A 21,541-nucleotide genomic window follows, 5' to 3' on the forward strand; every position below is an offset into this window, starting at 1 on the left:
ATGGCGCGGATCGCACAAGCGCACAGCCCGCAGCAACATCGCCCCCAGCAACATCGCCCCCAGCGCGCGGGCGCCGGGCTGATGCCGTTTTTCAAGGCGGGCAGCATCGCCGTCGTGGGCGCGTCGGACGACGTCACCAAGATCGGCGGGCGCCCCGTGCAGATGCTGATTAAACACGGCTATGCCGGCGCCGTGTATCCCATCAACCCAAAGGGCGGTGTCATCCAGGGCTTGCCCGCCTACGCCTCGGTGCGCGACACGCCTTGCGCTCCTGAGCTGGCCATCCTGGCCGTGCCCGCCGCCGCCACGCCCGCCGCGTTGCGCGACTGCGCGGCGCGCGGCACCAAGGCCGCCATCGTGCTGTCGGCCGGCTTCACGGAAGCAGGCCCTGCTGGCGCCGCACTGCAAGCTGAGCTGGTCGCCATTGCCCGGGAATACGGCATGCGCGTGCTGGGGCCGAACTGCCTGGGCGCGGTCAACGTGGCCGACCGCCTGATCGGCTCGTTCTCGATCGCGCTGGAAGAACACATGCCGCCGGCCGGGCACGCGGGCATCGTGTCGCAGTCGGGCAACGTGGGTAGCCACACCATGCAAAGCGTGGCGCGGCGCGGCATGGGCGTCAGCCGCTTCATGGCGACCGGCAACGAAGCCGACGTGGACGTGGCCGACGGCATCGCGGCGCTGGCCGACGACCCTGATACGCACATCATCCTGTGCTGCATGGAGACGTGCCGCGATGCCGACAAGCTAATCAGCGCGCTGCGCCTGGCGCGCCAGCGCGGCAAACCCGTCATCGTGTTGAAGATCGGCTCCACTGAAAAGGGCCAGCAGGCAGCCGCGTCACACACCGGCGCGCTGACCGGGTCCGATGCCGTCATCGACGCTGTGTTCCGCCGCCACGGCGTGCTGCGCGTGCGCTCGGTGGAAGCGTTGATCGACGTCGGCCACGCGGCGTCGATGCTGATGCCGAACCGCTTGCCACGCAACGACGCGGTGACGCTGGTGGCGGCCTCGGGCGGCTTCGGCATCATGATGGCCGACGCCATGAGCGAGGCCGGGATGACGCTGCCCGCGTTGGCGCCGCTGACGCAACAGCGCATCCACGACGCCGTGCCCACCGCCAGCACCGGCAATCCGGTCGACGCGTCGGCGCAGATGTCGAGCCGGCCCGACATCCTGGGAAAGATGTTGACCGCCTTGCTGGAAGATCCTTCCGACAGTTCGCTGGTGTTGTTCATGTCGCTGTCGCTGTACAACACGCGGCTGCGCGGCATCTACCTGGAAGCGCTGGCGCAGGTTCGCATCAGCCATCCGCAGCGCCTGCTGATGATCATCAGCCAAGGGCCGGCGGACGCCATCGAACAGATCAATGCGCTGGGCATACCCGTGTTCGCCAGCATTGATGCCGCGGCCACGGGCTTGGCGGGGCTGGCACGGCTGGGGCAGTTGCGCGCGAGGGGTGGCGCTGACCGTGCGGCTGGAGCGGGCTACACGGCGGCAACACCGCTTGCAGAGCCCGACGGCGCGTCGATTGCCGTCATCGGCAATGCGCCCCCAGCCCCTTCCCCCATCGACCCCGTCGTCTTCAAGAATGAATTCCACGCCAAGCAGGCGCTGGGCCAAGCCGGCATCGATGTGCCGCGCGAAGTGATCGCCATCGATGCCGACGCGGCCGTGCGCGCCGCCGACAGCATCGGCTACCCCGTCGTGCTGAAAATCGCGTCAGAGGATGTGGCGCACAAGACCGAGGCGGGCGGTGTGGCGTTGGATGTGGCCGACGCCCAGGCCGTGCGCGAGGCTCATGCCCGCATTCTTGCCAATGTGGCGCGCCACGCGCCCGGCGCCCGCATCGACGGCGTGCTGGTGGTGCCGATGCTGCGCGGCGGCACGGAAATGATCGCGGGCGTGTCGCAAGACCCGGTCTTCGGGCCGATTGTCATGGTGGGCATGGGTGGCATCTATGCCGAAGTGCTGAACGACGTGGCGGTACAGACCGCGCCCGTCACCGAAGACGAAGCGCTGGCGATGATCCGGTCATTAAAGATGTTCCCGATCCTGGACGGCGCGCGTGGGCGGCCCAGGGCCGACGTGGAAGCCGCAGCACGCAGCGTGGCGCGCTTGTCGGAATTTGCCTACCGCCATCGCGATGACATCGCCGATATCGACATGAACCCCATTCTGGTAAGGCCCGAGGGCCAGGGCGTGGTGGTGCTGGACGCGCTGATGATTCCGCGCGCCACGCGTGCCTCTACACCCGCAGCCGGGCCCGCAGCCGAGCCCGCACAGCAAGGACAAGCATGCAATTCGAACAACAGGTAATCGTTCCCGACCCTGCCTCGGGCGTCGAGGTCTACCGGCAACACGCGCGCAATTGGCTGCGCGCGAATTTGCCGGACTTCATGCGGGCGGACAGCCTGGACTGGCGCGCCCCCACGCTGGCCGAAAGTAGCGCCTGGGAAGCGGCCATGCATCAGGCCGGCCTGGCCGGCATGACCTGGCCCAAGATCTATGGCGGCCACGGCCTGACGCTGCGCGAACATCTGGCGGTGAACAAGGAAATCGGCGCGCTGCCGATGCCGGAAAGCGTCAGCTCCATCGGCAAGGAACTGGCCGGCCCCATCATCATGGCCGTCGGCGACGATGCGCAGAAGCAGGCCTTCCTGCCGGAAATCCTGACGATGCGGCAATTCTGGTGCCAGGGTTTTTCCGAACCGGACGCCGGGTCGGACCTGGCGCGCTTGCGCACCAAGGCGGTCGCGGAAGGCGGGCATTGGCGCATCAACGGCCAGAAAATCTGGACCAGCGGCGCGGCCAAGGCGCACTACTGCCTGCTGCTGACGCGCACCGGCACCGTGGCCGACAAGCACCGTGGGCTGCTGATGTTTGCCGTGCCGATGGACACCCCGGGCATCCGCGTGGTGCCGATCAAGTCGATCGACGGCAAGGAGTCGTTTGCCGAGGTGTTCTTCGACGATGTGGTGGTGCCCGATAGCGCGCGTCTGGGCGCGCCGGATGAAGGCTGGAACGCCGCCATCCGCGTGCTGTCCATCGAACGCGCCACCAATCGCATGTACCGGCCGTGGCGCTTTGAATGCGAACTGCGGCAGTTGATCGCGGCGTGCAAATCCGACGCGCGTCTTGCGCCATCGTTGGACGACGGCTATGTGCGACAACGCGTGGGCGAAGTGGTGGCGCAGGTCGATGGCTTGAAGGGGCTGGTCGAACTGACCGTGGAACGCATGTTGCGCGGCGAATCCATCGGCGCGCGCGGATCGCTGACGAAGCTGTATTGGTCCGAATGCCATCAGGCTTTTGCCGGGCTGGCGCTATCGCTGCTGTCGCAGGTGGGGCCGCATTCCAGCCCCCTGGCGCGGCGCGCACACAAGGCCTTTACCAACGCGTACCTGTTCGCGCGCGCTGAAACGATCTACGCGGGCACCACTGAAGTGCAGCTGGATGTGATCGCGCAGCGCGTCATGAACCTGCCCAAGGATTTGACATGAGTAGCGAAGAACTGCGTCCCGAAGAGTTCGCGCAAGCCGCCGACGCCGCCATCACCGATGCGCTGTCGCGCGCGGACGCGCATGAGATGGCCGCCGTGCTGGCGCAGGCCGGGCTGTGCGGCGTGATGGCGGACGAGGCCGACGGCGGGCTGGGCCTGGACCTGGCATTTGCCTTGCCGATTGCGCACGCGGCGGGCCGGCTGCAACTGCCCTTGCCGCTGGCCGAACAGATGTTGCTGTCCAAGGCGCTGGCGGGCACCCCGCACGCCGCTGTGCTGGTGGCCGGCGAGCGGCTGGCGGGCATCGCGTGGCAAGGCAGCGTGCAACAAGGTAGCGCGCGCGTGGATCATGGCCCGGCCGACTGGGTGCTGGTGGCCGATGGCGACGGCGCGGCGCTGCTGGACGTGCGCGATGCCGCGCAAGAACCCCAAGCGGAACTGGACCCCGACCACCCCCAGATCTGGCTGACGCTGGCCGGCGCACCCGTGCTGGCGCGGCTTGACGCGCAGGCCTGGCGCGCGCTGGAAGCGTCCGCGCAACTGCTGCTAGCCGAGTTCGCCAACGGCGCGGCCGAGGGGGCATTGCAAGCCACCGCGGGCTACTTGGCGACCCGCGTGCAATTCGGCCGTCCGCTGTCGGCCAAGCAGGCCGTGCGCCATCTGCTGGCACGCATGCGCTTGCTGCAAGACGTGTCCAGCGCCGCGATCCGCCGCGCGATGCACACCGATGAATTCGGTGCGCCGCGCGACACCCGGCCCGCGTTGGCGAGCGCCGTCGCCAACGCCGCTTTCGTCATTGAAAAATCCATCCACCTGCACGGCGGCATGGGTTTTACCTGGGAGTTGCCCTTGCACCCCGCGCTGCGCGCGGTGCGCAAGCTGGACGCGGCATTCAGCGGCGTGTCACGCGCCGTGGGCCGCGATTTCATTGAATCGGTGTAGGAAGAAACCATGCAACAAGATCTGGCTGGGCGCGTGGCGCTCGTCACCGGCGCAGGCGCCGGCATCGGCCGCGCCACCGCCCGCGTGCTGGCGGCGCGCGGCGCCATCGTGGGCATCAACGACTTGAAACAGGAACTGGTGGACGCGGCCGTCGCCGACATTACCGCCCATGGCGGCAAGGCGTTTGCGGTGGTGCAGAACGTGGCATCGCGCGAAGGTATCGCACAGGCCGTGCGGCAGGCGGCCGAATACGGTTCGCGCTTTGACATCCTGGTCAACAACGCGGCGTGGGTGCGCTACCAAAGCGCGGCCGAGATCCAGGCCGACACGATGGACCGCATGCTGGACATCGGCTTCAAGGCGGTGATCTGGGGCATCCAGGCCGCCGCCGAGGCGATGGACCCGGAACGCGGCGGCGCCATCGTCAACGTGGCGTCCACCGCCGCCCTGAAATCCGCGCCGGCGTCGATGGTGTATTCGGGCATCAAGGCGGGTGTGCTCGGCATTACCCGGGCGGCGGCGGCCGAGCTGGGCGGGCGCGGCATCCGCGTCAATGCGGTCTGCCCATCGGCGGTGCCGACGGAAGGCACGCAGCGCAACCGCAACGCCGAACGCGACGCGCGCCGCATCGCCAGCACGCCGCTGGGGCGGCTGGGTACGGTGGAAGACGTGGCCAGCGGCATCGCGTTCCTGGCCAGCGACGAAGCGCGCTTCATCACGGCGCAGGCGCTGGTGGTGGACGGCGGCATCACGTTCACCACGCTTTGATGGATACGGTTCTGTTGACCGGCGCGGCCAGCGGCATCGGCCGCGCCACGGCCTGGCATCTGGCCCGACTAGGCCACCGCTGCGTGCTGGTGGACCGCAATGCAAAGGCGCTGGAGGAATTGCTGGCGCAGTTGCACGCGGCGAAGAAGGCGAATGTGGACGCCGATGCCGATGCCGATGCCGACCGCATCGCCGCCCCAATCGCAAGGCCCTCGCGCACCGGAGCCACGGACCGGCCCGCGCCGCAGTCCCAGGCGCCCGCCACCGTCCACGTCGAACATCTTGCCCGCGTCGTCGACCTGACGGACCCCGAACAGATCCTGGCGCTGGCCGACGGCATGCCGACGCTGAACGCCATCATCAACAACGCGGGGATGACGGACGCCAGCAACCTGCCCATCGTCGAACAACATGACCGCGACTGGCAGCGCTTGCTGGACCTGAACCTGCATGCGCCGCCCCGGCTGCTGCGCGCGCTACAGGGGCGCTTGGCGCCGCACGCCCGTATCGTCAACGTGGCGTCGGGCGCGGGGCTGCATGCCATTCCGCTGCGCGGCGCGTACAGCCCAAGCAAAGCCGGCCTGATCGCACAGACGCAAGCGCTGGCGCGCGCGCGGCCCGACCTGGGCGTCAGCGTCTTGTGTCCCGGCTTCGTGCAAACGGAATTGGTTGACGGGCTGATCGCAAGCGGCCGCCTGGACCCGGTGCGCGCAGTGGCGAAGATTCCGCTGGGGCGCCTGGCCAAGCCCGAAGAACTGGCCTGCGCGCTGGCGTTTCTGGCCAGCCGGGACGCCGCGAGCTTAAGCGGCAGCCGCCTGTCCGTAGACGGCGGGTCGTCTGTCTTTGGCGGCAGCCAAGCCTATGCCCCCAACGCCATCCCCGCCGTGCCCTGCGACACGCCTTTGTCGTTAACCGTGCACGGCGGCTGGCCCGGGCTGGGCAGCACGGATACGCGCGACGGCTACGCTGCCATCATCGACACGTCTGTGCTGCACAGCTCGCCTGGCGGGCGGCTGGCGGCCACCTTGGCGGCCGCGCAGCGCCATGGCGGCGGCAGTGGGCCGGGCAGCCTGACGCTGCTGCTGCCGCGCGCCGTGCAGGCGGATTTCCAAATGGACTCCCAGGCGCATTTCCAGCCGGATTTCCAAATGGACTCCGAAACGAACTCCCAAGCGGACTCCCATACGAACTCTCCTACGGCCTGGGAACACGCGGGCGACGACGCGGCCGCGCGCATGCTGATCGCCACGCTGGCCTGTGAATGGGGGCCGCGCGCGCGCCGCATCAACGCCGTCGAAGTGGACGCCGCCAACCCGGACCCCGCGCTGAACCCCCTGCTTCGTTTCGTCGCGGGCGCCGAAGCTCAATACCTGACAGGGCAAACGCTATGCACACGCTGAACGATCCCGCCGCGATCAAAGCCCGATTCATCGCCGCGCGCGGCTACTGGCGGCCGTGGACCGAGGCGCTGTTGCATGCCAACCCCGCGTTCTTGTCGACCTATGCCGAGTACGCGGGCTATCCAGCGCGCACCGGGCCATTGACGCCGCGCATGGTCGAGCTGATCTACGTGGCGCTGGACACGTCCCCCACGCACCTGTACGAAGCGGGTTTGACGACGCACCTGAAGCTGGCCCTTGCGGCGGGCGCCAGCGAGGCGGACGTCTTTGACGTGCTGCACCTGGTGACGTTGCAAGGCCTGGGCGCCGTGCTGCAAGCGGCGGACGTGCTGGACGAGGCCGCCCCGTCGGCGGCCCTGCCGCCGGATGATCCGCTTGCCGCCCGCATCCAGGCGCTATGGCCCGATCAGGCGGCCAGCCTGTTGCGACTGGCGGCGCAGGACCCGGGTTATGTGGCCGTGCTGCTGGATTTTGTGGAAGGCGGCGCGCCGGCAGGCGGCCTTAGCCATGCCGAACGCTTGTTGGTGCGCATTGCGCTGCACGCCGCGTTCACGGAGGGCAACCGCGGCGCATTGCAGGCGCTGATTCCGCATGCGCTGACGCAAGGCGTGACGCGCGCGGAGATACTGCAAGTCATTCAACTGGGCGCCCACCTTGCCGTGCATGGCGCGTCATTGGGCGCCACGGTGTACACGAAGGTGGTTGCCGATAACAGGAACGGGCCCGGCAAGGCCGACGCAAGGGCTTGACCGGATCCTGCTGCCTGGCTCAGGCCTGCCCTTCCCGCTTGGCGCGGGCATGCGGATCGTTGATTTCCGTTTCCAGTTCGGCAATCAGCCAATCGAACCAGCCCTTCTCGGTGCGGGCATACACCACGGCGGCGGGCGTCTTGCCGTCGCGCCAACCGGGTTGATGGGTGTCCATCCACGACGCCAGGCTCTTGTGCGGCGCCAGCAGCCCCGACAACCAGCTCCACAGATAGTCCGGCACGTTACGGCGAAAGCCCTTTGCGCTGGCATACAGCGTGGGCTCCAGCGGCAGGCTGCCTGAACGGGCCAGCTTGGCCTGCACCCGGCGCAGCGTTTCGGCCGCCGCCTGCAATTGTTCGGTGCTGAGCTTTTTCACGTAGGAGACTCCTGGATTGGGGTTGGCGGATTATCGCCGGAGGAAGCTGGCGTTTCCAAGCGCGGCGTTCAGCGTTGGCCGCGAGGCGGCGTCAGCGCCATCAGCGCCGTGGCCGCAAAGCGCGCCCCCGGTTCCAGCACCTGCATCCCCGTGCGGGTTTCACCGGCCGCCGCCAGGTTGAACGCGTCGGCCACATTGGTGACGGGTTCCACGCACAGAAATTGCGATCCCGGCGCGGTGTAGACCACGACATGGGCAAAGGCCGGGTCCGCGTGCAACGCCAGTTCGTGCCCGTCCGCCCAGTGCAGCGTGGCGCGCCCCTCCCATTGCGACAGATAGGTATCGCAACCTTCGGCCGACCAGCGCAACTCGCGCACATGCTTGACCCGGCTGCCCGTGGGCAACCCGTCGGCATCGGCCGGCCACACGCGCCGCGCGTTCAGTGTCACGCGTTCGGCGGTGAAGTACGGGTGGATGCCCAGGCCGCAAGGCATGGCGGAATCGCCCTGGTTGATGACGCTGAGCGACAGGCGCAAGCCGCGCGCGTCCAGCCGGTAGCGCTGAACGCATTCGAACGGCCAGGGCCAGCCCAACACGCCCGCCGGCTGGGCCAGCACCAGGTCGATGCTGTCGGCCGTGTGATTGCGCACCTGCCAGGGCTGAAACAGGCCCGCGCCGTGGATGGCTTGCGGCCGGCCGGGCACGGATTGCAGCGCGTGGCGCGCGCCGTTGAACGTGAACACGCCGTTGCGGATGCGATTGGAATACGGCACCAGCGGGTATGAGCCTGCGCGGGGCCACTTGCCGGCCGCCCATTCGGTGGCGGTCAGCGGCACGATCCAGTCGTGCGAGCCCGTGGACAAGCGGGTCAGCCGCCCGCCACCACCCGGCGCGAACTCGGCCTGATGCGCCCCGCTGGAGATCGTCACGCGTTCGGCCGCGTTAATGGGGTCAGGAAATGGCGGGTCGGGCAAAGCGGGATCGGGTAAGGCGGGATCGGGTAAGGCGGGGTCGGGAAAGGCGGGGTCGGGAAAGGGCAAGTCCGGCATCTGGTGCTCCAGCGGCCAACACAAGACCGCATCGTGCGATTGTGCCGTCGGCGGCCGGGCGCGGCAAATCCATCCTGCTTGCCCCCGCACGCGCCCGCTCGCCCCGATACAATCACGGGCATGAATTCCGCAACACAACTCACCGCCGCCGAGGCCCACGCGGGCCACACCCCCATGATGCAGCAATACCTCCGCCTGAAAGCGGAGGCCGGCCCCTTGCTGCTCTTCTACCGCATGGGCGACTTCTATGAGATGTTCTACGAAGACGCCGAGCGCGGCGCGCGCCTGCTCAACCTCACGCTGACCAAGCGGGGGTCGTCCAACGGCACGCCGATTCCCATGGCGGGCCTGCCCGTACACGCCATGGAGCAATACCTGGCGCGGCTGGTGGCCATGGGCGAATCCATTGCCATCTGCGAACAGATCGGCGACCCGGCCGCCTCCAAGGGCCCCGTCGAACGCCGCATCGTGCGCATCGTCACGCCCGGCACACTCACCGATGACGCGTTGCTGCCCGCCAAGGCGGATCGCGCGCTGGCGGCCGTGTTCGTGTCCGGCAACGCCCGCGCGCCGCGCGCCGGCTTGGCGTGGTTGAACCTGGCCAGCGGCGAATTCCGCGTCACCGAATGCGCGCCCGCGCAGCTGGAATCCGAACTGCACCGCATAGCGCCCGCCGAGATCGTCTGCGCCGACAGCGCCGCGTTCGACTTTCCTTTCGACGGCGCGCGCTCGCGCGTGCCGGACTGGCATTTCGAAAACGATGGCGCGCGCGCGCATCTGCTGGCGCACTTCAAGACCGACACCCTGGCGGGCTTCGACATCGAAGACATGCCCGCGGGCATCTGCGCCGCCGGCGCCCTGCTGCGCTATGCGGCACGCACGCAATCGCAGGCGCTGGCCCACGTGCAAAGCCTGTCCGCCGAACGGCCGGGCCAGTACGTGCTGCTGGACCCGGTGACCCGCCGCAACCTGGAACTGACCCAAACGCTGTCCGGCGAAGACGCCCCCACGCTGTTCTCGCTGCTGGACGGCTGCCGCACGCCGATGGGCAGCCGGCTGCTGCGCCGCTGGCTGCATCACCCCTTGCGTGAAAACGATCAGGCGCTGGCGCGCCAGCAGGCCATTTCGGCGCTGCTGGCGGGCCGCATGGATGTTGAGCAGACCTTCGGGTCCGCCAGTGTGCTGGAATCGCTGCGCGCCGCGCTGAATGCGTTTCCCGACATCGAGCGCATCGCGGCGCGCCTGGCGCTGCGCTCGGTACGCCCCCGCGAACTGGCCAGCCTGCGCGATGCGCTGCAATCGCTGCCCGCGCTGCGCGACCTGGTCGAACCCATGGCAGCGTCGCCGCGCCTGGGCGAACTGATCTCGCACCTGTCCGTGGACCCCGCCCTGGCCGCTTTGCTGGTGCGCGCCATTGCGCCGGAACCGGCTGTCGCCATCCGCGACGGCGGCGTGCTGGCCGCCGGGTTTGATGCCGAACTTGACGAGCTGCGCGGCCTGGCCGCCGACGGCGGCGATTTTCTGCTGCAACTGGAAGCGCGCGAACGCGAACGCACCGGCATCAGCAACCTGCGCGTGGAATTCAACCGCGTGCACGGCTTCTATATTGAAGTGACCAAGGGCCAGACCGCCAAGGTGCCCGAAGACTACCGCCGCCGCCAGACGCTGAAAAACGCCGAACGCTACATCACGCCCGAACTTAAAACGTGGGAAGACAAGGTGCTGTCCGCGCAAGACCGTTCGCTGGCGCGCGAAAAGTGGCTGTTCGAGCAATTGCTGGACGTGCTGGCCGAACACGTGCGGCCGTTGTCGGACTGCGCCGGCGCGCTGGCCGAGCTGGATTCCTTGTCCGCCCTGGCCGAGCACGCGCGCCGCCACGACTGGATCGCGCCCGAGCTGTCCGAGAACGCCGACATCGACATCGACGCCGGCCGCCACCCCGTGGTTGAACACGCCATTGAACGCTTCACACCCAACGGTTGCCGGCTGGACCCGGCGCGTCGCATGTTGCTGATCACCGGCCCGAACATGGGCGGTAAGTCGACGTACATGCGACAGGTGGCGCTGATTGTGCTGTTGGCGCGCATTGGCAGTTTCGTGCCGGCCGCGCGCGCGCGCATCGGCAAGATCGATCGCATCTTCACCCGCATCGGCGCGGCCGACGACCTGGCGGGCGGGCGCTCGACCTTCATGATGGAAATGACCGAGGCCGCCGCCATCCTGTCGGCCAGCACGCCCAACAGCCTGGTGCTGATGGACGAGATCGGTCGCGGCACGTCCACCTATGACGGCCTGGCGTTGGCGTGGGCCATTGCCTGCCGCCTGCTGGCGCACAACCGCGCACTGACCCTGTTCGCCACCCACTACTTTGAACTGACGCGCCTGCCGGCGGAACAACCGGCATCGGCCAACGTGCACCTGGCCGCCGCCGAATCCGCGGCCGGCATCGTGTTCCTGCACGAAGTGCGCGAAGGCCCCGCCAGCCGCAGCTACGGTATCCAGGTGGCGCAACGCGCGGGGGTGCCGGCCGCGGTCATCCGCCAGGCCACGCGCGAACTGGAACGGCTGGAGGCGCAAGGCGCACCGACGCCGCAACTGGGCCTGTTTTCAGCGGCGGCGGACGCCGACGCGCACGCCTACGCCCAGGCTGATCGCGACGACGCCATCGAGGCGCTGGACGCACTACGCGAAGAACTTGCCACGATCGACCCCGACAGCCTCACCCCGCGCGAAGCGCTGGACGCCCTCTACCGCCTGAAGAAGCACCTTCAATGAACCTTGACCAACCCCTGCCGCTGTTAGGCGACCAAAGCCCGAACGACTTCATGCGCCGCTACTGGCAGCGCAAGCCGCTGCTGATTCGTCAGGCCATCCCGGGCTTTCAACCGCCGCTGACCATCGCCGCCATCAAGAAGCTGGCGCGACGCGACGATGTGGAATCGCGCCTGATCTGGCGCGAAAACGGCGAATGGCAAATGGAAAACGGCCCCTTTGCGCGCCTGCCCAAAGACAATGAGGGCGACTGGACGCTGCTGGTGCAAAGCGTGGACCTGCTCAGCGACGCCGCATCCGAACTGATGGGCTTGTTCCGCTTCATTCCGGACGCCCGCCTGGACGACGTGATGATCAGCATCGCCAGCCATGGCGGCGGCGTGGGCCCGCACTTCGACAGCTACGACGTCTTCCTGCTGCAAGCGGCGGGCGAACGCGAATGGCGCTATGGCCGGCAAAAAGACCTGTCCCTGGAACCCGGCCTGCCGCTGAAGATCCTCAGCAACTTCCAGCCCGAGGAAAAGGCCGTGCTGGCGCCGGGCGACATGCTGTACCTGCCGCCCCAGGCCGCGCATGACGGCGTTGCCATGGGCGATGGCTGCATGACGATCTCGATCGGCTTTCGCGCGCCTACGCAGGCCATCCTGGCGCGCGGGCTGCTTGAAGCCGCCGCCGACCAGGTCATGGCGCGCGTGGGCTTGCTGGGCGGCCCTTATGGTGAACCCGCCCTGCCCGGCCCGAAGCTGTCCGCCGTCTACCGCGACCCGGGCCAACCCGCCGTCGACACCCCGGCTGCGCTGCCGGATGCGCTGGTGGCGGCCACGCTGGAAACCGTGGAAAAACTGCGTTTTGACGACGCGCTGGCCTCGCGCTTTCTGGGTTGCTGGCTGACCGAACCGCACAACCAAAGCGTCTTCGACGCGCCCGAAGACGTGCAGGTGGATCTGGAAGAAGACTGGCCCGCCTCCGGTCGCCTGGTGCTGGACCGCCGCAGCCGCATGCTGTATCGCGGCAAGCAGCTTTTCATCAACGGCGAAACCGCCATGACGCCCGCCGATGCCGCGCTGCGTACGCTGGCCGACGCTCGTAGCCTGGACTGCGCCGACTCCGCCTGCGCAAAGCTGTCGGAAGAGGCCCGTTCGTGCCTGGCCGATTGGCTGGACTCCGGGTGGATTCATTACGTGGCGGCGTAGTATCCGGACACGCCCACGTATCGGATTCGGACAGAACGCAATCAGATCCATGCGTGGGGACACATAAGGAAAGAGATAACACCAAGCTGAAAGGTTTGTTGCCGTTGGGATGCGACCTTTTTAACTTTCACACGCGCTGCGGCGTCAGCTTCCTGTAGCCTGACTTCTGGTTTCCCCTAAGGGGGTTTCAAGAGTCGTCATCTACAGGAGTCCAAAAATGATGAGCAAAACCTTGATTATTGCTTCGGTGCTGGCCGTTGCGCTCAGCGCTTGCAACAAGAAGGAAGATGCCCCGGCGGCGCCCGCGACCACCCCTGGCGCCAGCACGCCGGCCCCCTCGACCACGCCTCCGGCCACGTCGCCGGCCCCGACTTCGCCTGGCACCACGCCTGGCGGCGGTTCGAATACCCCGGGCGGCTCGACCACCCCGGCGTCTTAATAAAACAGAGACGAACCCCCGCTCTGAAGACGCAAAAAAGCCCCGGCAAGAAGTTGCCGGGGCTTTTTTGCGTCTGGGCGCGATGCAGGGTGGGAAGAGCCAGCCGTGCACAGCGACGATGCCCTGCCGATCAATGGCATCGGCTGATCCCGTCCGCCCCCAACCAAGGCGGTGCGGCAAAGAAAAGGCCCCCATCCGGGGGCCTTGGGCATTGCCGGCCGGCGCGCATGGCACCGGCCGATATCGCCTGATTACATCTTGTCCTTCAGCACGCTCAGCAGGCGCTGGGCGGTAGCGCTGCTGTCGCGCGCACCGTTGGCGTCCAGCACCGTCACCGTGGTCTGGTCGCCCGTGGCGGCCAGGTGGATGCGGAACTGCGGCGCTCCGGCCTTCTTGTCGCCCGAGAACATGCGGCTGAAGAAGCCCGGCTGCTCGTTCTTTTCGCCGGTGTCGGTATCGACGTAGCGCACGAAGTAGTCGCCCGTGGAGCGGTCGCGGTCGTCGACGGCAAAGCCGCCGCCGTCCAGGGCCACGCCGACACGGCGCCAAGCGCGGTCGAACGATTCAGCCACCAGCAACGAGGCGCCTTGGGAACGGACGTCTTCCTGCACGGCCGGCTTTTGCGGCGAGGCTTCGGCCTGCTGCACCAGCTTGCGGGCGTTGTCCACGTCGGAACCCAGGTAGACCATCATGCGCGCCAGCATGGCGGCGTTCAGGCCCGGGTCTTCCTTGCCGTTCTGCCACTGCACCTGGCCGCCGTCGGAACCGACGCGCTTTTCAAGCATCTGGCGATGGCTGACGTAGACCTCGGTGTGGCCGTTCACGCGTTCGACGCGGGTACGGAATTTTTCACGTTCGCCGCTATCCCAGGCCGATTCCAGCACGGCGCCCAATGCCTGGCGCAACCAGCTTTCCGGAATCTTGGCGCGGTTTTCCGCCCAGTCGGTTTCGATCAGGCCGGCCGACGGGTTGTTGCTGGCCACGGTGAAGCCGTTTTCGGTCCAGAAGTCGACCAGACGCGGAAAGACGTCTTCCGGCGCGCGATCAACGACGAGCCAGCGCAGGTCGCCGTCGCGTTCGACACGCATGTCCTGGCGGCCGGGCAACACGTTGCTGGTCTTGGGCGCGGTGGCTTGCGCCTGGCCCTGCTGCTGAAACTGCGAGTACGTCGTCGAGCCCGAAGCGGGCGCGCGATAACGCGGGTCGCTGTTGGCCTGAGTCAGATCCGGCGGGATGCTCAGAGGCTCTCCACGCTGGGTGACGGCGCTCTTGTAGTTGACGGATTCTTCATTGCCCAGGAATTGATTGACCTCGCTGCAGCCGGCCAATAACACCAGAGACATCAATGCCGACAAACCGGCATGACGTTTGTTCATACGTATCCTCACGATATTTAGAGCAGACCCGTTTCCTGGAGCGCGCGACGCACGACTTCGTGGTTCTGCGTACCCAGTTCAACCAGCGGAAGCCGGTAGCCCAGTGCGCTGCGGCCCATTTCGGCCAGCGCCCACTTGACGGGGATGGGATTGGCTTCAACAAACAAAGCCTTGTTCAGACGCGCCAGATAGGCATTAAGTTCACGCACCTTGGGCACGTCGCCCGCCAATGCGGCGGCACAGAGGTCGCGCATGAGCTTGGGCGCCACGTTGGCGGTCACGGAGATATTGCCGCGCGCGCCCAGCAGGATCAGGGCGGCGGCAGTGGGGTCGTCGCCGCTGAAAACCTGGAACGTGTCCGGCGCTTCACGCAGCAGCAGGCCGCCGCGCGCGATGTCGCCGGTGGCGTCCTTGATGCCGATGATGCCGGGCACCTGCGCCAGGCGCAGGACCGTTTCATTGGTCATGTCGGCCACGGTGCGGCCGGGCACGTTGTACAGGATGGTCGGCAGGTCGACGGCTTCCGCGATCGCGCGGAAGTGACGGTACAAGCCCTCTTGCGAGGGCTTGTTGTAGTAAGGAACGACCGACAGGCCGGCCTGCGCGCCCACGGCCTTGGCGTGGTTGGTCAGGTGGATGGCTTCGTCGGTGGAGTTGGCGCCCACGCCGGCGATGACCGGGATGCGGCCCGCGGCATGTTCCACCGCTACGCGAATCAGCTCCGCGTGTTCTTCCATGGAAACCGTGGGCGACTCCCCGGTGGTGCCCACCACCACGAGTGCGTCGGTTCCTTCCTGGACGTGCCAGTCGATCAATGACCGGTAGGCAGCGTAGTCCAGGCTGCCGTCGGGCTGCATGGGAGTGACCAGGGCCACCAAGCTGCCCTGGAAATTAACGCCTGCGGCGGATGCAGGGGATGCCATAAATGTAGGGCTCCAACGCCCCGCGGCAGGATGCCCCAGGGCCAGAATCAAAGAAACCGCTGAGTTTAACGGATATTGGATGAAATCCTACAGAAACCACTGGACGATAGTCGTTCCAAGTTCATACACCGGGCGCATCAAAAGCCACAGCACATCCGTGACCAGCAGGACGATCACGATGACCAGCCCATACGGCTCTATTTTTGAGTATTGCCAGGCCAGACGGTTCGGCAGCAGGCTGAACAGGATACGTCCCCCATCCAGCGGCAGGATGGGCAGCAGGTTCAGCGCCATCAGCACCAGGTTGATGTTCACGCCCGCCACGCCCATCTGGAACCAGAACGATTCCTGCATGCCGGATTCCAGCATCAGCCGCAGCGAAAAGGCCCACAAAATCGCCATGAAAAGGTTGGCGGCGGGACCGGCCAGCGCCACCCAGAGCATGTCGCGCTTGGGGCGGCGCAGACGCCCGAAATCCACCGGCACGGGCTTGGCCCAGCCGAACAACATGCCGGGGCTGCCCAGCAGTTTGGACGCCAGAAGAATTGCCATCGGCACCAGCAGCGTGCCGATCGGATCGATGTGCCGGGCGGGATTCAGGCTGACACGGCCGGCTTCATAGGCCGTGGGGTCGCCGAACATGCGAGCCACGTAGCCGTGCGCGGCCTCGTGCAGCGTGATGGCGAAAATGACCGGTATCGCGTAGACCGCAATGGTTTGGATGATGTCGTTCATGGCGAACCGGATTGTAGATGAGCCGCGTGCCGGCGGGGGCCGGCACGCAAGGGCAAAACAGTAAAAGGGGAATCAGGCAAGGCCAAGCGTGGCCGGGTCGCCGCGGCCCACGCGCACCACGACGGGATCGTCGCTGGTGAGGTCAATGACGGTGGTGGGGGACTGCGCGCACGCGCCGGCGTCGATGATGGCGGCCAGCTGATGGTCGTAGCGTTCGCGAATGGCCTCGGCGTCGTTCAGGGCCTCGGTTTCGTCCTTGGGGATCAACGTGGTGGACAACAGCGGCGCGCCGACTTGCTCGAGCAGGCCAAGCATCACGGCGTGATCGGGCACGCGTATGCCGATCGTCTTGCGCGACGGATGCGAGACGCGTCGCGGCACTTCCTTGGTGGCTTCCAGAATGAAGGTCCACGGACCCGGCGTGGCGGCCTTCAGCAAGCGATATTGCTTGTTGTCGACGCGCGCGAAATGGCCGATTTCAGCCAGGTCGCGGCACAGCAAAGTCAGGTGATGTCTTTCGTCCAGACCGCGTAGCCGGCGCAAGCCGTCCGCGGCGTCCTTGTCGTCCAGCCGTGCGACAACGGCGTAGCTGGAATCGGTGGGTACGGCCACAAGGCCCCCATCGTTCAGCCATTGGGCTGCCTGCTTGAGCAGGCGAGGTTGAGGATTCGCAGGATGAATAGATAAATACAGAGCCATGGGTTTATCCTAACACTCTTGAATGCCGCCCAGTAAAGCGCGGCGATGCAAAATGGCGGGAACGCCGACCCGCCCGGAGAAACAGTATGCGCCTCGATGACTCGCGCGAAAGCGACAATGTGGAAGACCGACGTGCCAGCGGTCCCCGTATCGGCGGTCGTGGAACCATCGGCATCGGTACGATAGTACTTGCCTTGGTGGCCATGTATTTTGGCGTCGACCCCAGCGTCGTCCTGCAAATGGCCGAAGGCCCGGCCACCACGCAAGAAGCCCCCGCGACCAAGCCTCCCGTCAACGACCCGCAAGCGCGCTTCGTGGCCAAGGTGCTTGGCGAAACCGAAGACACCTGGGCCGCCGTCTTCCAAAAGGATTTGAACCGCCAATACGTCGCGCCCAAGCTGGTGCTGTTTCGCGGCGCAACGCCCACGGCGTGCGGCACGGGCCAATCGGCGATGGGCCCCTTCTACTGCCCCGGCGACAGCAAGGTGTATATCGACCTGGCGTTCTTCGATGAACTGCAAAACCGCTTCAAGGCCCCAGGCGATTTCGCGCAAGCCTATGTGATCGCGCACGAAGTCGGCCACCACGTGCAGCACCTGCTGGGCATTTCGGATCAGGTCGACCAGCTGCGCCGGCGCAACCCCTCGCAGGCCAACGCCTTGTCGGTGCGCATGGAGTTGCAAGCCGACTGCTTTGCCGGCTTGTGGGCGCAGCGGGCCAACGCGGCACGCAACATCCTGGAAGGCGGCGACGTCGAAGAGGCGCTGGGCGCGGCCACCGCCATCGGCGACGACCGCTTGCAAAAGCAGGCGCAAGGCTATGCCGTGCCCGACTCCTTCACCCATGGCTCGTCGGCCCAGCGTGTGCGCTGGTTCAAGCGCGGCCTGGAAAGCGGCAGCATCAAGCAGTGCGACACCTTCGGGGCCAGCGCGCTGTAGCCAGGCGCTGAAACCGGGCATCGCGCCCGGCACGCAAGCTGTATATCCATACAGCTTGCGGGTTTGCACTGACTCCATCTTGTAAGATTACGCCCCCTCGCCCTGTTTGCACGCACGCATTGCCTGCGCCGCGACGCAAGCGGCAGAGCGCATTGGTAGCGCAATTCAAAGACCCTAGATTCGTTTTATGGCCAACAAGTTCGAACCGTTAATTACCGTTGATGAGGTGCAAGAGATTCTTGCCGAACCCAAGGAAACCGTAAAACCGATCTCCTGGATCCCCAAGCCCGCGGCCAACAACATCCAGTGGATGGAGTTCGCAAGCCCATGCAAGGTCAAGGGCGACGCGCGCGATGACGTGATCTTTCGCGTGACCTATCGCGGCGCGCGTACCGTCGTGCACGGCCAAGCCACGATCTTCCTCACTGAAGCGTTTTGCGCCAGCCTGTTCGTCGGCCCGCATCGCGTGTTCGGCGTCGATACCGATGACTCGTTCCATACTAGCCTGGTCGGCGAAGGCCGCCCGCATTTTCGCAAGCCGCTTGCGGACCGCAGCCACGAACATATCTGGGTGGACGAAGGCGAAGGCTATGCCGAGCCCATCGTGCCTGCCCTGCACACCATCGGCGCGCTGATGCAGTATTTCCTGCCGCGGGCGAACCTCACGCTAGTCGGCGGTTTTGCGCATCCCCTTAAAGGCCGCCAAATCGAACTGATCCTATGAGCAATTTTCTGGAAGCCTCCGGCTGGACCGTCCTGCCGGCCGGTGAACACGCCATACGCGCCGTTGCCCCCATGACGTTGGGGCTGGATGGCCAGCACGCCGCCTTCTTCATCGCGCACCCGGACGACGCCACGTTCTACCTGACCGACGCCTGTGAGACCTCGATGCACGCGTCCAGCTACGGCATCGAAATCGGCCCCAAGCGCATCGACATGCTGAATGAAACGCCCGGCGTCAGCCTGGCGCATTTCGACCGCGACGGCGCCATTGTGGCGACCGGCCCGAACGAGCAATTGCAGGAAGCGTTGTGGGACGCGGTGAAGCTGGCGATGGCGCTGTCGTTCCAATGCGCCAAGTGGATGCCCCGCTTCAGCCAGTTGCGCTTTCGTGCCCAGGTGGGCCGCGCGCTGGCCGAGGGCGTGGGCGTGAATCGCATGGTCAAGGGCGCGCGCGCCAAGGGCAGCAGCGGCCACACCGCCGACTTCGCTTTCGCCGTGCGTGCGGCCGGCAGCACGGCGCTGACCTACATCGAGCCGATTGCACTGAAGGCCGGCAAGAAAATGGACTGGACGCAGGTCTATCAAACCCACGGAAAGATGTCGGACGTAAAGATGGCTGACGCGCGCAATTCGCGCATGGTCATCCTGGAAGACGGCGCCACGGCCGAAGAGTTCAAGAAGGCCGTGACCATCCTGGAGCAGTCCGCAACGGTGCAGACGCTGGCCAAGACGCGCGATTGGCGGGAAGTCTTTTCCGGCTAGGACGGCATGTTCGTCAGGCCGTCGACGATTTCGCGGCCATGCGTAATGGCCGCGTGCACGGCTTCGCGGGGGCTATAGACGAATCCGCCGTCCGCAAAGCGCGGAACCGGGTATTCGTCGCCACCTTCAAGCACGGCGCCGGCCTGAACCACCATGACCGATGCAATGAATACGGGGCCGCTTTGCAACGCTGGAATGGCAGCGTCCTCGCCCCGGGACACCTTGGCCGTGAGCCGGTATCCCTTGTAGATCAAATTGTTCTGATGCACTTTCGGATGCCCTCGTTCTGCGAATCAGCATACCCCGGCATTGATGACAGTCCGGATATGTTTTGTAACCTCGGCAGCCAATAGAAACATTGTTGCAGAGCAATAATTGCGTCCCCGTTTCTGCGGCAGCGGTCGAAGAATCGACGGGATCGGCGCAACGGCAAGCGGGGCGCGGGTTTTGAAAGGGCGGCGCTTTTGCGTCCCGCCCCCCGGCAAAGCCATTACGGGGATTACCCTAGGTCGTGTTGCGAAATCGCCTCTTTGGCCGAAATCATGCCCGTCAGCCGCATGTATTCCGGCAGCGCGCAGCCGCGTCCCAGCAGGATCATGCGGGTGTGCAAGTCTTCCTGCACGCGCTGCGAAACGGCCTTGCCCAGATAGCTAAGCTGCTTTTTGCGCAGGTCTACAAACCCCAGCTCGTAGTCCCGCGCCAGCCCCATCCACAGGCGATGCGCCCCCACCGACTGGCGGGCGCCGCTGATGATGCACAGGCCGGCATCCAGCGCCCAGCGGTACACGGCGGTGGCCAGACCCATTCCCTGATACGCCGGCGCGTACTTTGAATGCGGCGCGCGCACGTAGGGGTCGGCCCGCTTGCCCACTTCGATCAGCCGGTTGAAGACGGTATAGCCGGCCACGCGGTCGCGCCGCGTATCCACCACGTACACGTAGTACTCGCCATCCGCTTCGCGATAACGCAGCACCAGGCCGGGAATGTCGGTATGCACCTCCGGCAACGCGTACAGGCGGTCCGACGGCCGCTGCATCCGTTGATGAATGGCGTCCAGTTCGTTCTGGACTTCCTGGGGAGCGTGATTGACGTCGATGCGTAGCTCTGAGATCAAGCGGGCGGGAAAGCAGATTGCGCGCAGCGCCAGGGTAGGCAAGGCCACCTCCTGAAAAACGTTGATAAGACTAATGGGAAAAAAAGGTCGGGGGAATGATGTTCAACACGGCTTGAAGACGGGGTGCTTCACACACCGAGCCCCGTCCACGGCCGACGAAAAAAAAGCCGCATTCGCGGCGGGAATGGCTGTGTTCAAAGCACCACCTTCGAGCGGTGCGAATCGAGGGGGACGTGCGCGATGCAAGCGATGGACGGCGCGGGAATGAAGATGTCAAAGACATCGCCGCTGACCGCGCCATTGCCTTCCGATCAAGCCGCCGCATGCGCGTCCCCCTGCATCAGGCCGTCGTCCGCATACGCGTCCGGCATGCCGAAGAACGCCGGAAATTGCCGCGCGCCCTTGCGCGTGACAGACAGCGCGCGCGAGTCCAGATCCTTGGTGATCCAGCCGCGCTGCATCAGGGCGTCCAGCAGCGCCGCGCCCAGCGCGCCGCCCAGGTGCGATCGACGCTCGCTCCAGTCCAGGCAAGCGCAGGCGAAACGCCGGCGGCGCTGGCGTGCCTGGGCAACGTCAACGCCAATCTGCGCCATCGACGCTTCGCCCAGCGGCGTCAGCATGTAATCGCGGCCGTCCTGGGCCAGCCATTGGCGGGCCACCATGGCGTCATGGACGCGCACGGCAAGCGTGCCCGCCATGTGGTCGTAGCAGGTGCGCGCGTCACGCAGCGCGGTCGGCGTGTTGGGCTTGAACGGCACGCGGTCGGCGCCGGCCACCACCAGCAGGGCCTCAAGCGCGTGCCCCACTTCTCCGTTGGCCAGCCGATAGTAGCGATGCTTGCCCTGCACGGCCATGTCGACCAGGCCCTGTTCACGCAGGCGCTGGAAATGGCTGCTGGCGGTGGATGCGCCGATATCCGCGGCGGCGGCCAGTTCGGTGGCGGTACGCGCGCGCCCATCCAGCAACAGGCACAGCATGCGGGCGCGGGCGGGGTCGGCAATGGCGCCGGCCACCGCGGAAAGATTGATGTCGGCGAACTTGGATTCCATGATTCGCTGTGGACCAAAGTGTTGTGTGCAAG

General features: G+C 66.3%; 21 protein-coding genes. 12 read left to right on the forward strand and 9 right to left on the reverse strand.

Going from position 1 to position 21,541, the window contains the following annotated elements; genetic code table 11:
• From KYT87_RS19370 to KYT87_RS19400, 6 genes are read left to right on the forward strand one after another with little or no spacing between them, the layout of a single operon-like run.
• Nucleotides 1–2,319 carry an acetate--CoA ligase family protein gene (locus tag KYT87_RS19370; RefSeq protein WP_370638721.1) on the forward strand — a complete coding sequence of 773 codons (2,319 nt, stop codon included), beginning with the start codon at nt 1–3 and terminating at the stop codon, nt 2,317–2,319.
• Complete coding sequence (locus KYT87_RS19375; RefSeq protein WP_219990609.1) at nt 2,298–3,503, forward strand: acyl-CoA dehydrogenase family protein; 1,206 nt, start codon at nt 2,298–2,300, stop codon at nt 3,501–3,503. Before KYT87_RS19370 ends, KYT87_RS19375 begins: the two co-directional genes overlap by 22 nt.
• A complete protein-coding gene (locus tag KYT87_RS19380; protein ID WP_219990610.1) occupies nt 3,500–4,444 on the forward strand; it encodes an acyl-CoA dehydrogenase family protein in 945 nt (314 codons plus the stop codon). Before KYT87_RS19375 ends, KYT87_RS19380 begins: the two co-directional genes overlap by 4 nt.
• A 9-nt stretch (nt 4,445–4,453) precedes the next feature.
• Nucleotides 4,454–5,212, forward strand: coding sequence for an SDR family NAD(P)-dependent oxidoreductase (locus KYT87_RS19385; protein WP_219990611.1), 759 nt, complete (start codon nt 4,454–4,456; stop codon nt 5,210–5,212).
• The gene (locus tag KYT87_RS19395) at nt 5,212–6,612 is read left to right on the forward strand and encodes an SDR family NAD(P)-dependent oxidoreductase (protein ID WP_255593311.1); all 1,401 of its coding nucleotides are present in this window, start codon (nt 5,212–5,214) and stop codon (nt 6,610–6,612) included. Before KYT87_RS19385 ends, KYT87_RS19395 begins: the two co-directional genes overlap by 1 nt.
• Nucleotides 6,600–7,361: a carboxymuconolactone decarboxylase family protein gene (locus tag KYT87_RS19400; RefSeq protein ID WP_219990612.1), complete on the forward strand. Its 762-nt coding sequence runs from the start codon at nt 6,600–6,602 to the stop codon at nt 7,359–7,361. The genes KYT87_RS19395 and KYT87_RS19400 overlap by 13 nt, the downstream gene beginning before the upstream one ends.
• Nucleotides 7,362–7,380: 19 nt before the next feature.
• Here the strand turns inward: KYT87_RS19400 and KYT87_RS19405 are convergent, their stop codons facing one another.
• Entirely contained in the window at nt 7,381–7,737 is a 357-nt protein-coding gene (locus KYT87_RS19405) for a hypothetical protein (RefSeq protein WP_219990613.1), read from the reverse strand.
• Between the two features lie 68 nt (nt 7,738–7,805).
• The gene (locus KYT87_RS19410; protein WP_219992730.1) at nt 7,806–8,711 is read right to left on the reverse strand and encodes an aldose 1-epimerase; all 906 of its coding nucleotides are present in this window, start codon (nt 8,709–8,711) and stop codon (nt 7,806–7,808) included.
• A 195-nt stretch (nt 8,712–8,906) separates the two neighbouring features.
• Between KYT87_RS19410 and mutS the strand changes: the two genes are divergently transcribed.
• From mutS to KYT87_RS19425, 3 genes are all read left to right on the forward strand, one after another.
• Nucleotides 8,907–11,561, forward strand: coding sequence for a DNA mismatch repair protein MutS (mutS, locus tag KYT87_RS19415; RefSeq protein WP_255593312.1), 2,655 nt, complete (start codon nt 8,907–8,909; stop codon nt 11,559–11,561).
• Nucleotides 11,558–12,751, forward strand: a complete 1,194-nt coding sequence (locus KYT87_RS19420; protein WP_219990614.1) for a cupin domain-containing protein — start codon at nt 11,558–11,560, stop codon at nt 12,749–12,751. The genes mutS and KYT87_RS19420 overlap by 4 nt, the downstream gene beginning before the upstream one ends.
• A 217-nt stretch (nt 12,752–12,968) precedes the next feature.
• Nucleotides 12,969–13,190, forward strand: coding sequence for an endopeptidase (locus KYT87_RS19425; RefSeq protein ID WP_082134552.1), 222 nt, complete (start codon nt 12,969–12,971; stop codon nt 13,188–13,190).
• A 251-nt stretch (nt 13,191–13,441) separates the two neighbouring features.
• On the opposite strand, the gene bamC is transcribed toward KYT87_RS19425, so the two are convergent.
• The 4 genes from bamC to KYT87_RS19445 all read right to left on the reverse strand — a co-directional run bounded on the left by bamC (nt 13,442) and on the right by KYT87_RS19445 (nt 16,923).
• Nucleotides 13,442–14,566 carry an outer membrane protein assembly factor BamC gene (gene bamC, locus KYT87_RS19430; RefSeq protein WP_046805955.1) on the reverse strand — a complete coding sequence of 375 codons (1,125 nt, stop codon included), beginning with the start codon at nt 14,564–14,566 and terminating at the stop codon, nt 13,442–13,444.
• Between the two features lie 17 nt (nt 14,567–14,583).
• Nucleotides 14,584–15,489, reverse strand: a complete 906-nt coding sequence (gene dapA, locus KYT87_RS19435; RefSeq protein WP_046805956.1) for a 4-hydroxy-tetrahydrodipicolinate synthase — start codon at nt 15,487–15,489, stop codon at nt 14,584–14,586.
• Between the two features lie 87 nt (nt 15,490–15,576).
• Nucleotides 15,577–16,224, reverse strand: coding sequence for a site-2 protease family protein (locus KYT87_RS19440; RefSeq protein ID WP_046805957.1), 648 nt, complete (start codon nt 16,222–16,224; stop codon nt 15,577–15,579).
• A gap of 72 nt (nt 16,225–16,296) precedes the next feature.
• Complete coding sequence (locus tag KYT87_RS19445) at nt 16,297–16,923, reverse strand: L-threonylcarbamoyladenylate synthase (protein WP_046805958.1); 627 nt, start codon at nt 16,921–16,923, stop codon at nt 16,297–16,299.
• Nucleotides 16,924–17,009: 86 nt separating this feature from the next.
• Here KYT87_RS19445 and KYT87_RS19450 point away from each other — a divergent pair, with 86 nt between their 5' ends.
• From KYT87_RS19450 to KYT87_RS19460, 3 genes are all read left to right on the forward strand, one after another.
• A complete protein-coding gene (locus KYT87_RS19450) occupies nt 17,010–17,861 on the forward strand; it encodes a neutral zinc metallopeptidase (protein ID WP_046805959.1) in 852 nt (283 codons plus the stop codon).
• Between the two features lie 187 nt (nt 17,862–18,048).
• Nucleotides 18,049–18,585, forward strand: a complete 537-nt coding sequence (locus tag KYT87_RS19455; RefSeq protein WP_046805960.1) for a hypothetical protein — start codon at nt 18,049–18,051, stop codon at nt 18,583–18,585.
• Nucleotides 18,582–19,346, forward strand: a complete 765-nt coding sequence (locus KYT87_RS19460; RefSeq protein ID WP_046805961.1) for a hypothetical protein — start codon at nt 18,582–18,584, stop codon at nt 19,344–19,346. The genes KYT87_RS19455 and KYT87_RS19460 overlap by 4 nt, the downstream gene beginning before the upstream one ends.
• Here the strand turns inward: KYT87_RS19460 and KYT87_RS19465 are convergent.
• The 3 genes from KYT87_RS19465 to KYT87_RS19475 all read right to left on the reverse strand — a co-directional run bounded on the left by KYT87_RS19465 (nt 19,343) and on the right by KYT87_RS19475 (nt 21,509).
• Nucleotides 19,343–19,615 (reverse strand): hypothetical protein, encoded by a 273-nt coding sequence (locus KYT87_RS19465; protein ID WP_219990615.1) that lies wholly within the window; start codon nt 19,613–19,615, stop codon nt 19,343–19,345. The genes KYT87_RS19460 and KYT87_RS19465 overlap by 4 nt on opposite strands.
• A 230-nt stretch (nt 19,616–19,845) precedes the next feature.
• Nucleotides 19,846–20,502 (reverse strand): N-acetyltransferase, encoded by a 657-nt coding sequence (locus tag KYT87_RS19470; RefSeq protein ID WP_219990616.1) that lies wholly within the window; start codon nt 20,500–20,502, stop codon nt 19,846–19,848.
• A 269-nt stretch (nt 20,503–20,771) separates the two neighbouring features.
• Nucleotides 20,772–21,509 (reverse strand): helix-turn-helix transcriptional regulator, encoded by a 738-nt coding sequence (locus KYT87_RS19475; protein WP_219990617.1) that lies wholly within the window; start codon nt 21,507–21,509, stop codon nt 20,772–20,774.
• Nucleotides 21,510–21,541 lie beyond the last annotated feature (32 nt).

Source organism: Achromobacter sp. ES-001 (assembly GCF_019448355.1).
Lineage (GTDB): Bacteria > Pseudomonadota > Gammaproteobacteria > Burkholderiales > Burkholderiaceae_B > Achromobacter > Achromobacter spanius_B.

What these genes read in the sequence shown, in the direction of transcription:
- bamC (WP_046805955.1), bottom strand. Translation starts at nt 14,566, where the DNA reads ATGAACAAACGTCATGCCGGTTTGTCGGCATTGATGTCTCTGGTGTTA.
- dapA (WP_046805956.1), bottom strand. Translation starts at nt 15,489, where the DNA reads ATGGCATCCCCTGCATCCGCCGCAGGCGTTAATTTCCAGGGCAGCTTG.
- KYT87_RS19425 (WP_082134552.1), top strand. Translation starts at nt 12,969, where the DNA reads ATGATGAGCAAAACCTTGATTATTGCTTCGGTGCTGGCCGTTGCGCTC.
- KYT87_RS19445 (WP_046805958.1), bottom strand. Translation starts at nt 16,923, where the DNA reads ATGGCTCTGTATTTATCTATTCATCCTGCGAATCCTCAACCTCGCCTG.
- KYT87_RS19375 (WP_219990609.1), top strand. Translation starts at nt 2,298, where the DNA reads ATGCAATTCGAACAACAGGTAATCGTTCCCGACCCTGCCTCGGGCGTC.
- KYT87_RS19370 (WP_370638721.1), top strand. Translation starts at nt 1, where the DNA reads ATGGCGCGGATCGCACAAGCGCACAGCCCGCAGCAACATCGCCCCCAG.
- KYT87_RS19475 (WP_219990617.1), bottom strand. Translation starts at nt 21,509, where the DNA reads ATGGAATCCAAGTTCGCCGACATCAATCTTTCCGCGGTGGCCGGCGCC.
- KYT87_RS19440 (WP_046805957.1), bottom strand. Translation starts at nt 16,224, where the DNA reads ATGAACGACATCATCCAAACCATTGCGGTCTACGCGATACCGGTCATT.
- KYT87_RS19395 (WP_255593311.1), top strand. Translation starts at nt 5,212, where the DNA reads ATGGATACGGTTCTGTTGACCGGCGCGGCCAGCGGCATCGGCCGCGCC.
- KYT87_RS19460 (WP_046805961.1), top strand. Translation starts at nt 18,582, where the DNA reads ATGAGCAATTTTCTGGAAGCCTCCGGCTGGACCGTCCTGCCGGCCGGT.
- KYT87_RS19385 (WP_219990611.1), top strand. Translation starts at nt 4,454, where the DNA reads ATGCAACAAGATCTGGCTGGGCGCGTGGCGCTCGTCACCGGCGCAGGC.
- KYT87_RS19450 (WP_046805959.1), top strand. Translation starts at nt 17,010, where the DNA reads ATGCGCCTCGATGACTCGCGCGAAAGCGACAATGTGGAAGACCGACGT.
- KYT87_RS19420 (WP_219990614.1), top strand. Translation starts at nt 11,558, where the DNA reads ATGAACCTTGACCAACCCCTGCCGCTGTTAGGCGACCAAAGCCCGAAC.
- KYT87_RS19380 (WP_219990610.1), top strand. Translation starts at nt 3,500, where the DNA reads ATGAGTAGCGAAGAACTGCGTCCCGAAGAGTTCGCGCAAGCCGCCGAC.
- KYT87_RS19455 (WP_046805960.1), top strand. Translation starts at nt 18,049, where the DNA reads ATGGCCAACAAGTTCGAACCGTTAATTACCGTTGATGAGGTGCAAGAG.
- KYT87_RS19400 (WP_219990612.1), top strand. Translation starts at nt 6,600, where the DNA reads ATGCACACGCTGAACGATCCCGCCGCGATCAAAGCCCGATTCATCGCC.
- mutS (WP_255593312.1), top strand. Translation starts at nt 8,907, where the DNA reads ATGAATTCCGCAACACAACTCACCGCCGCCGAGGCCCACGCGGGCCAC.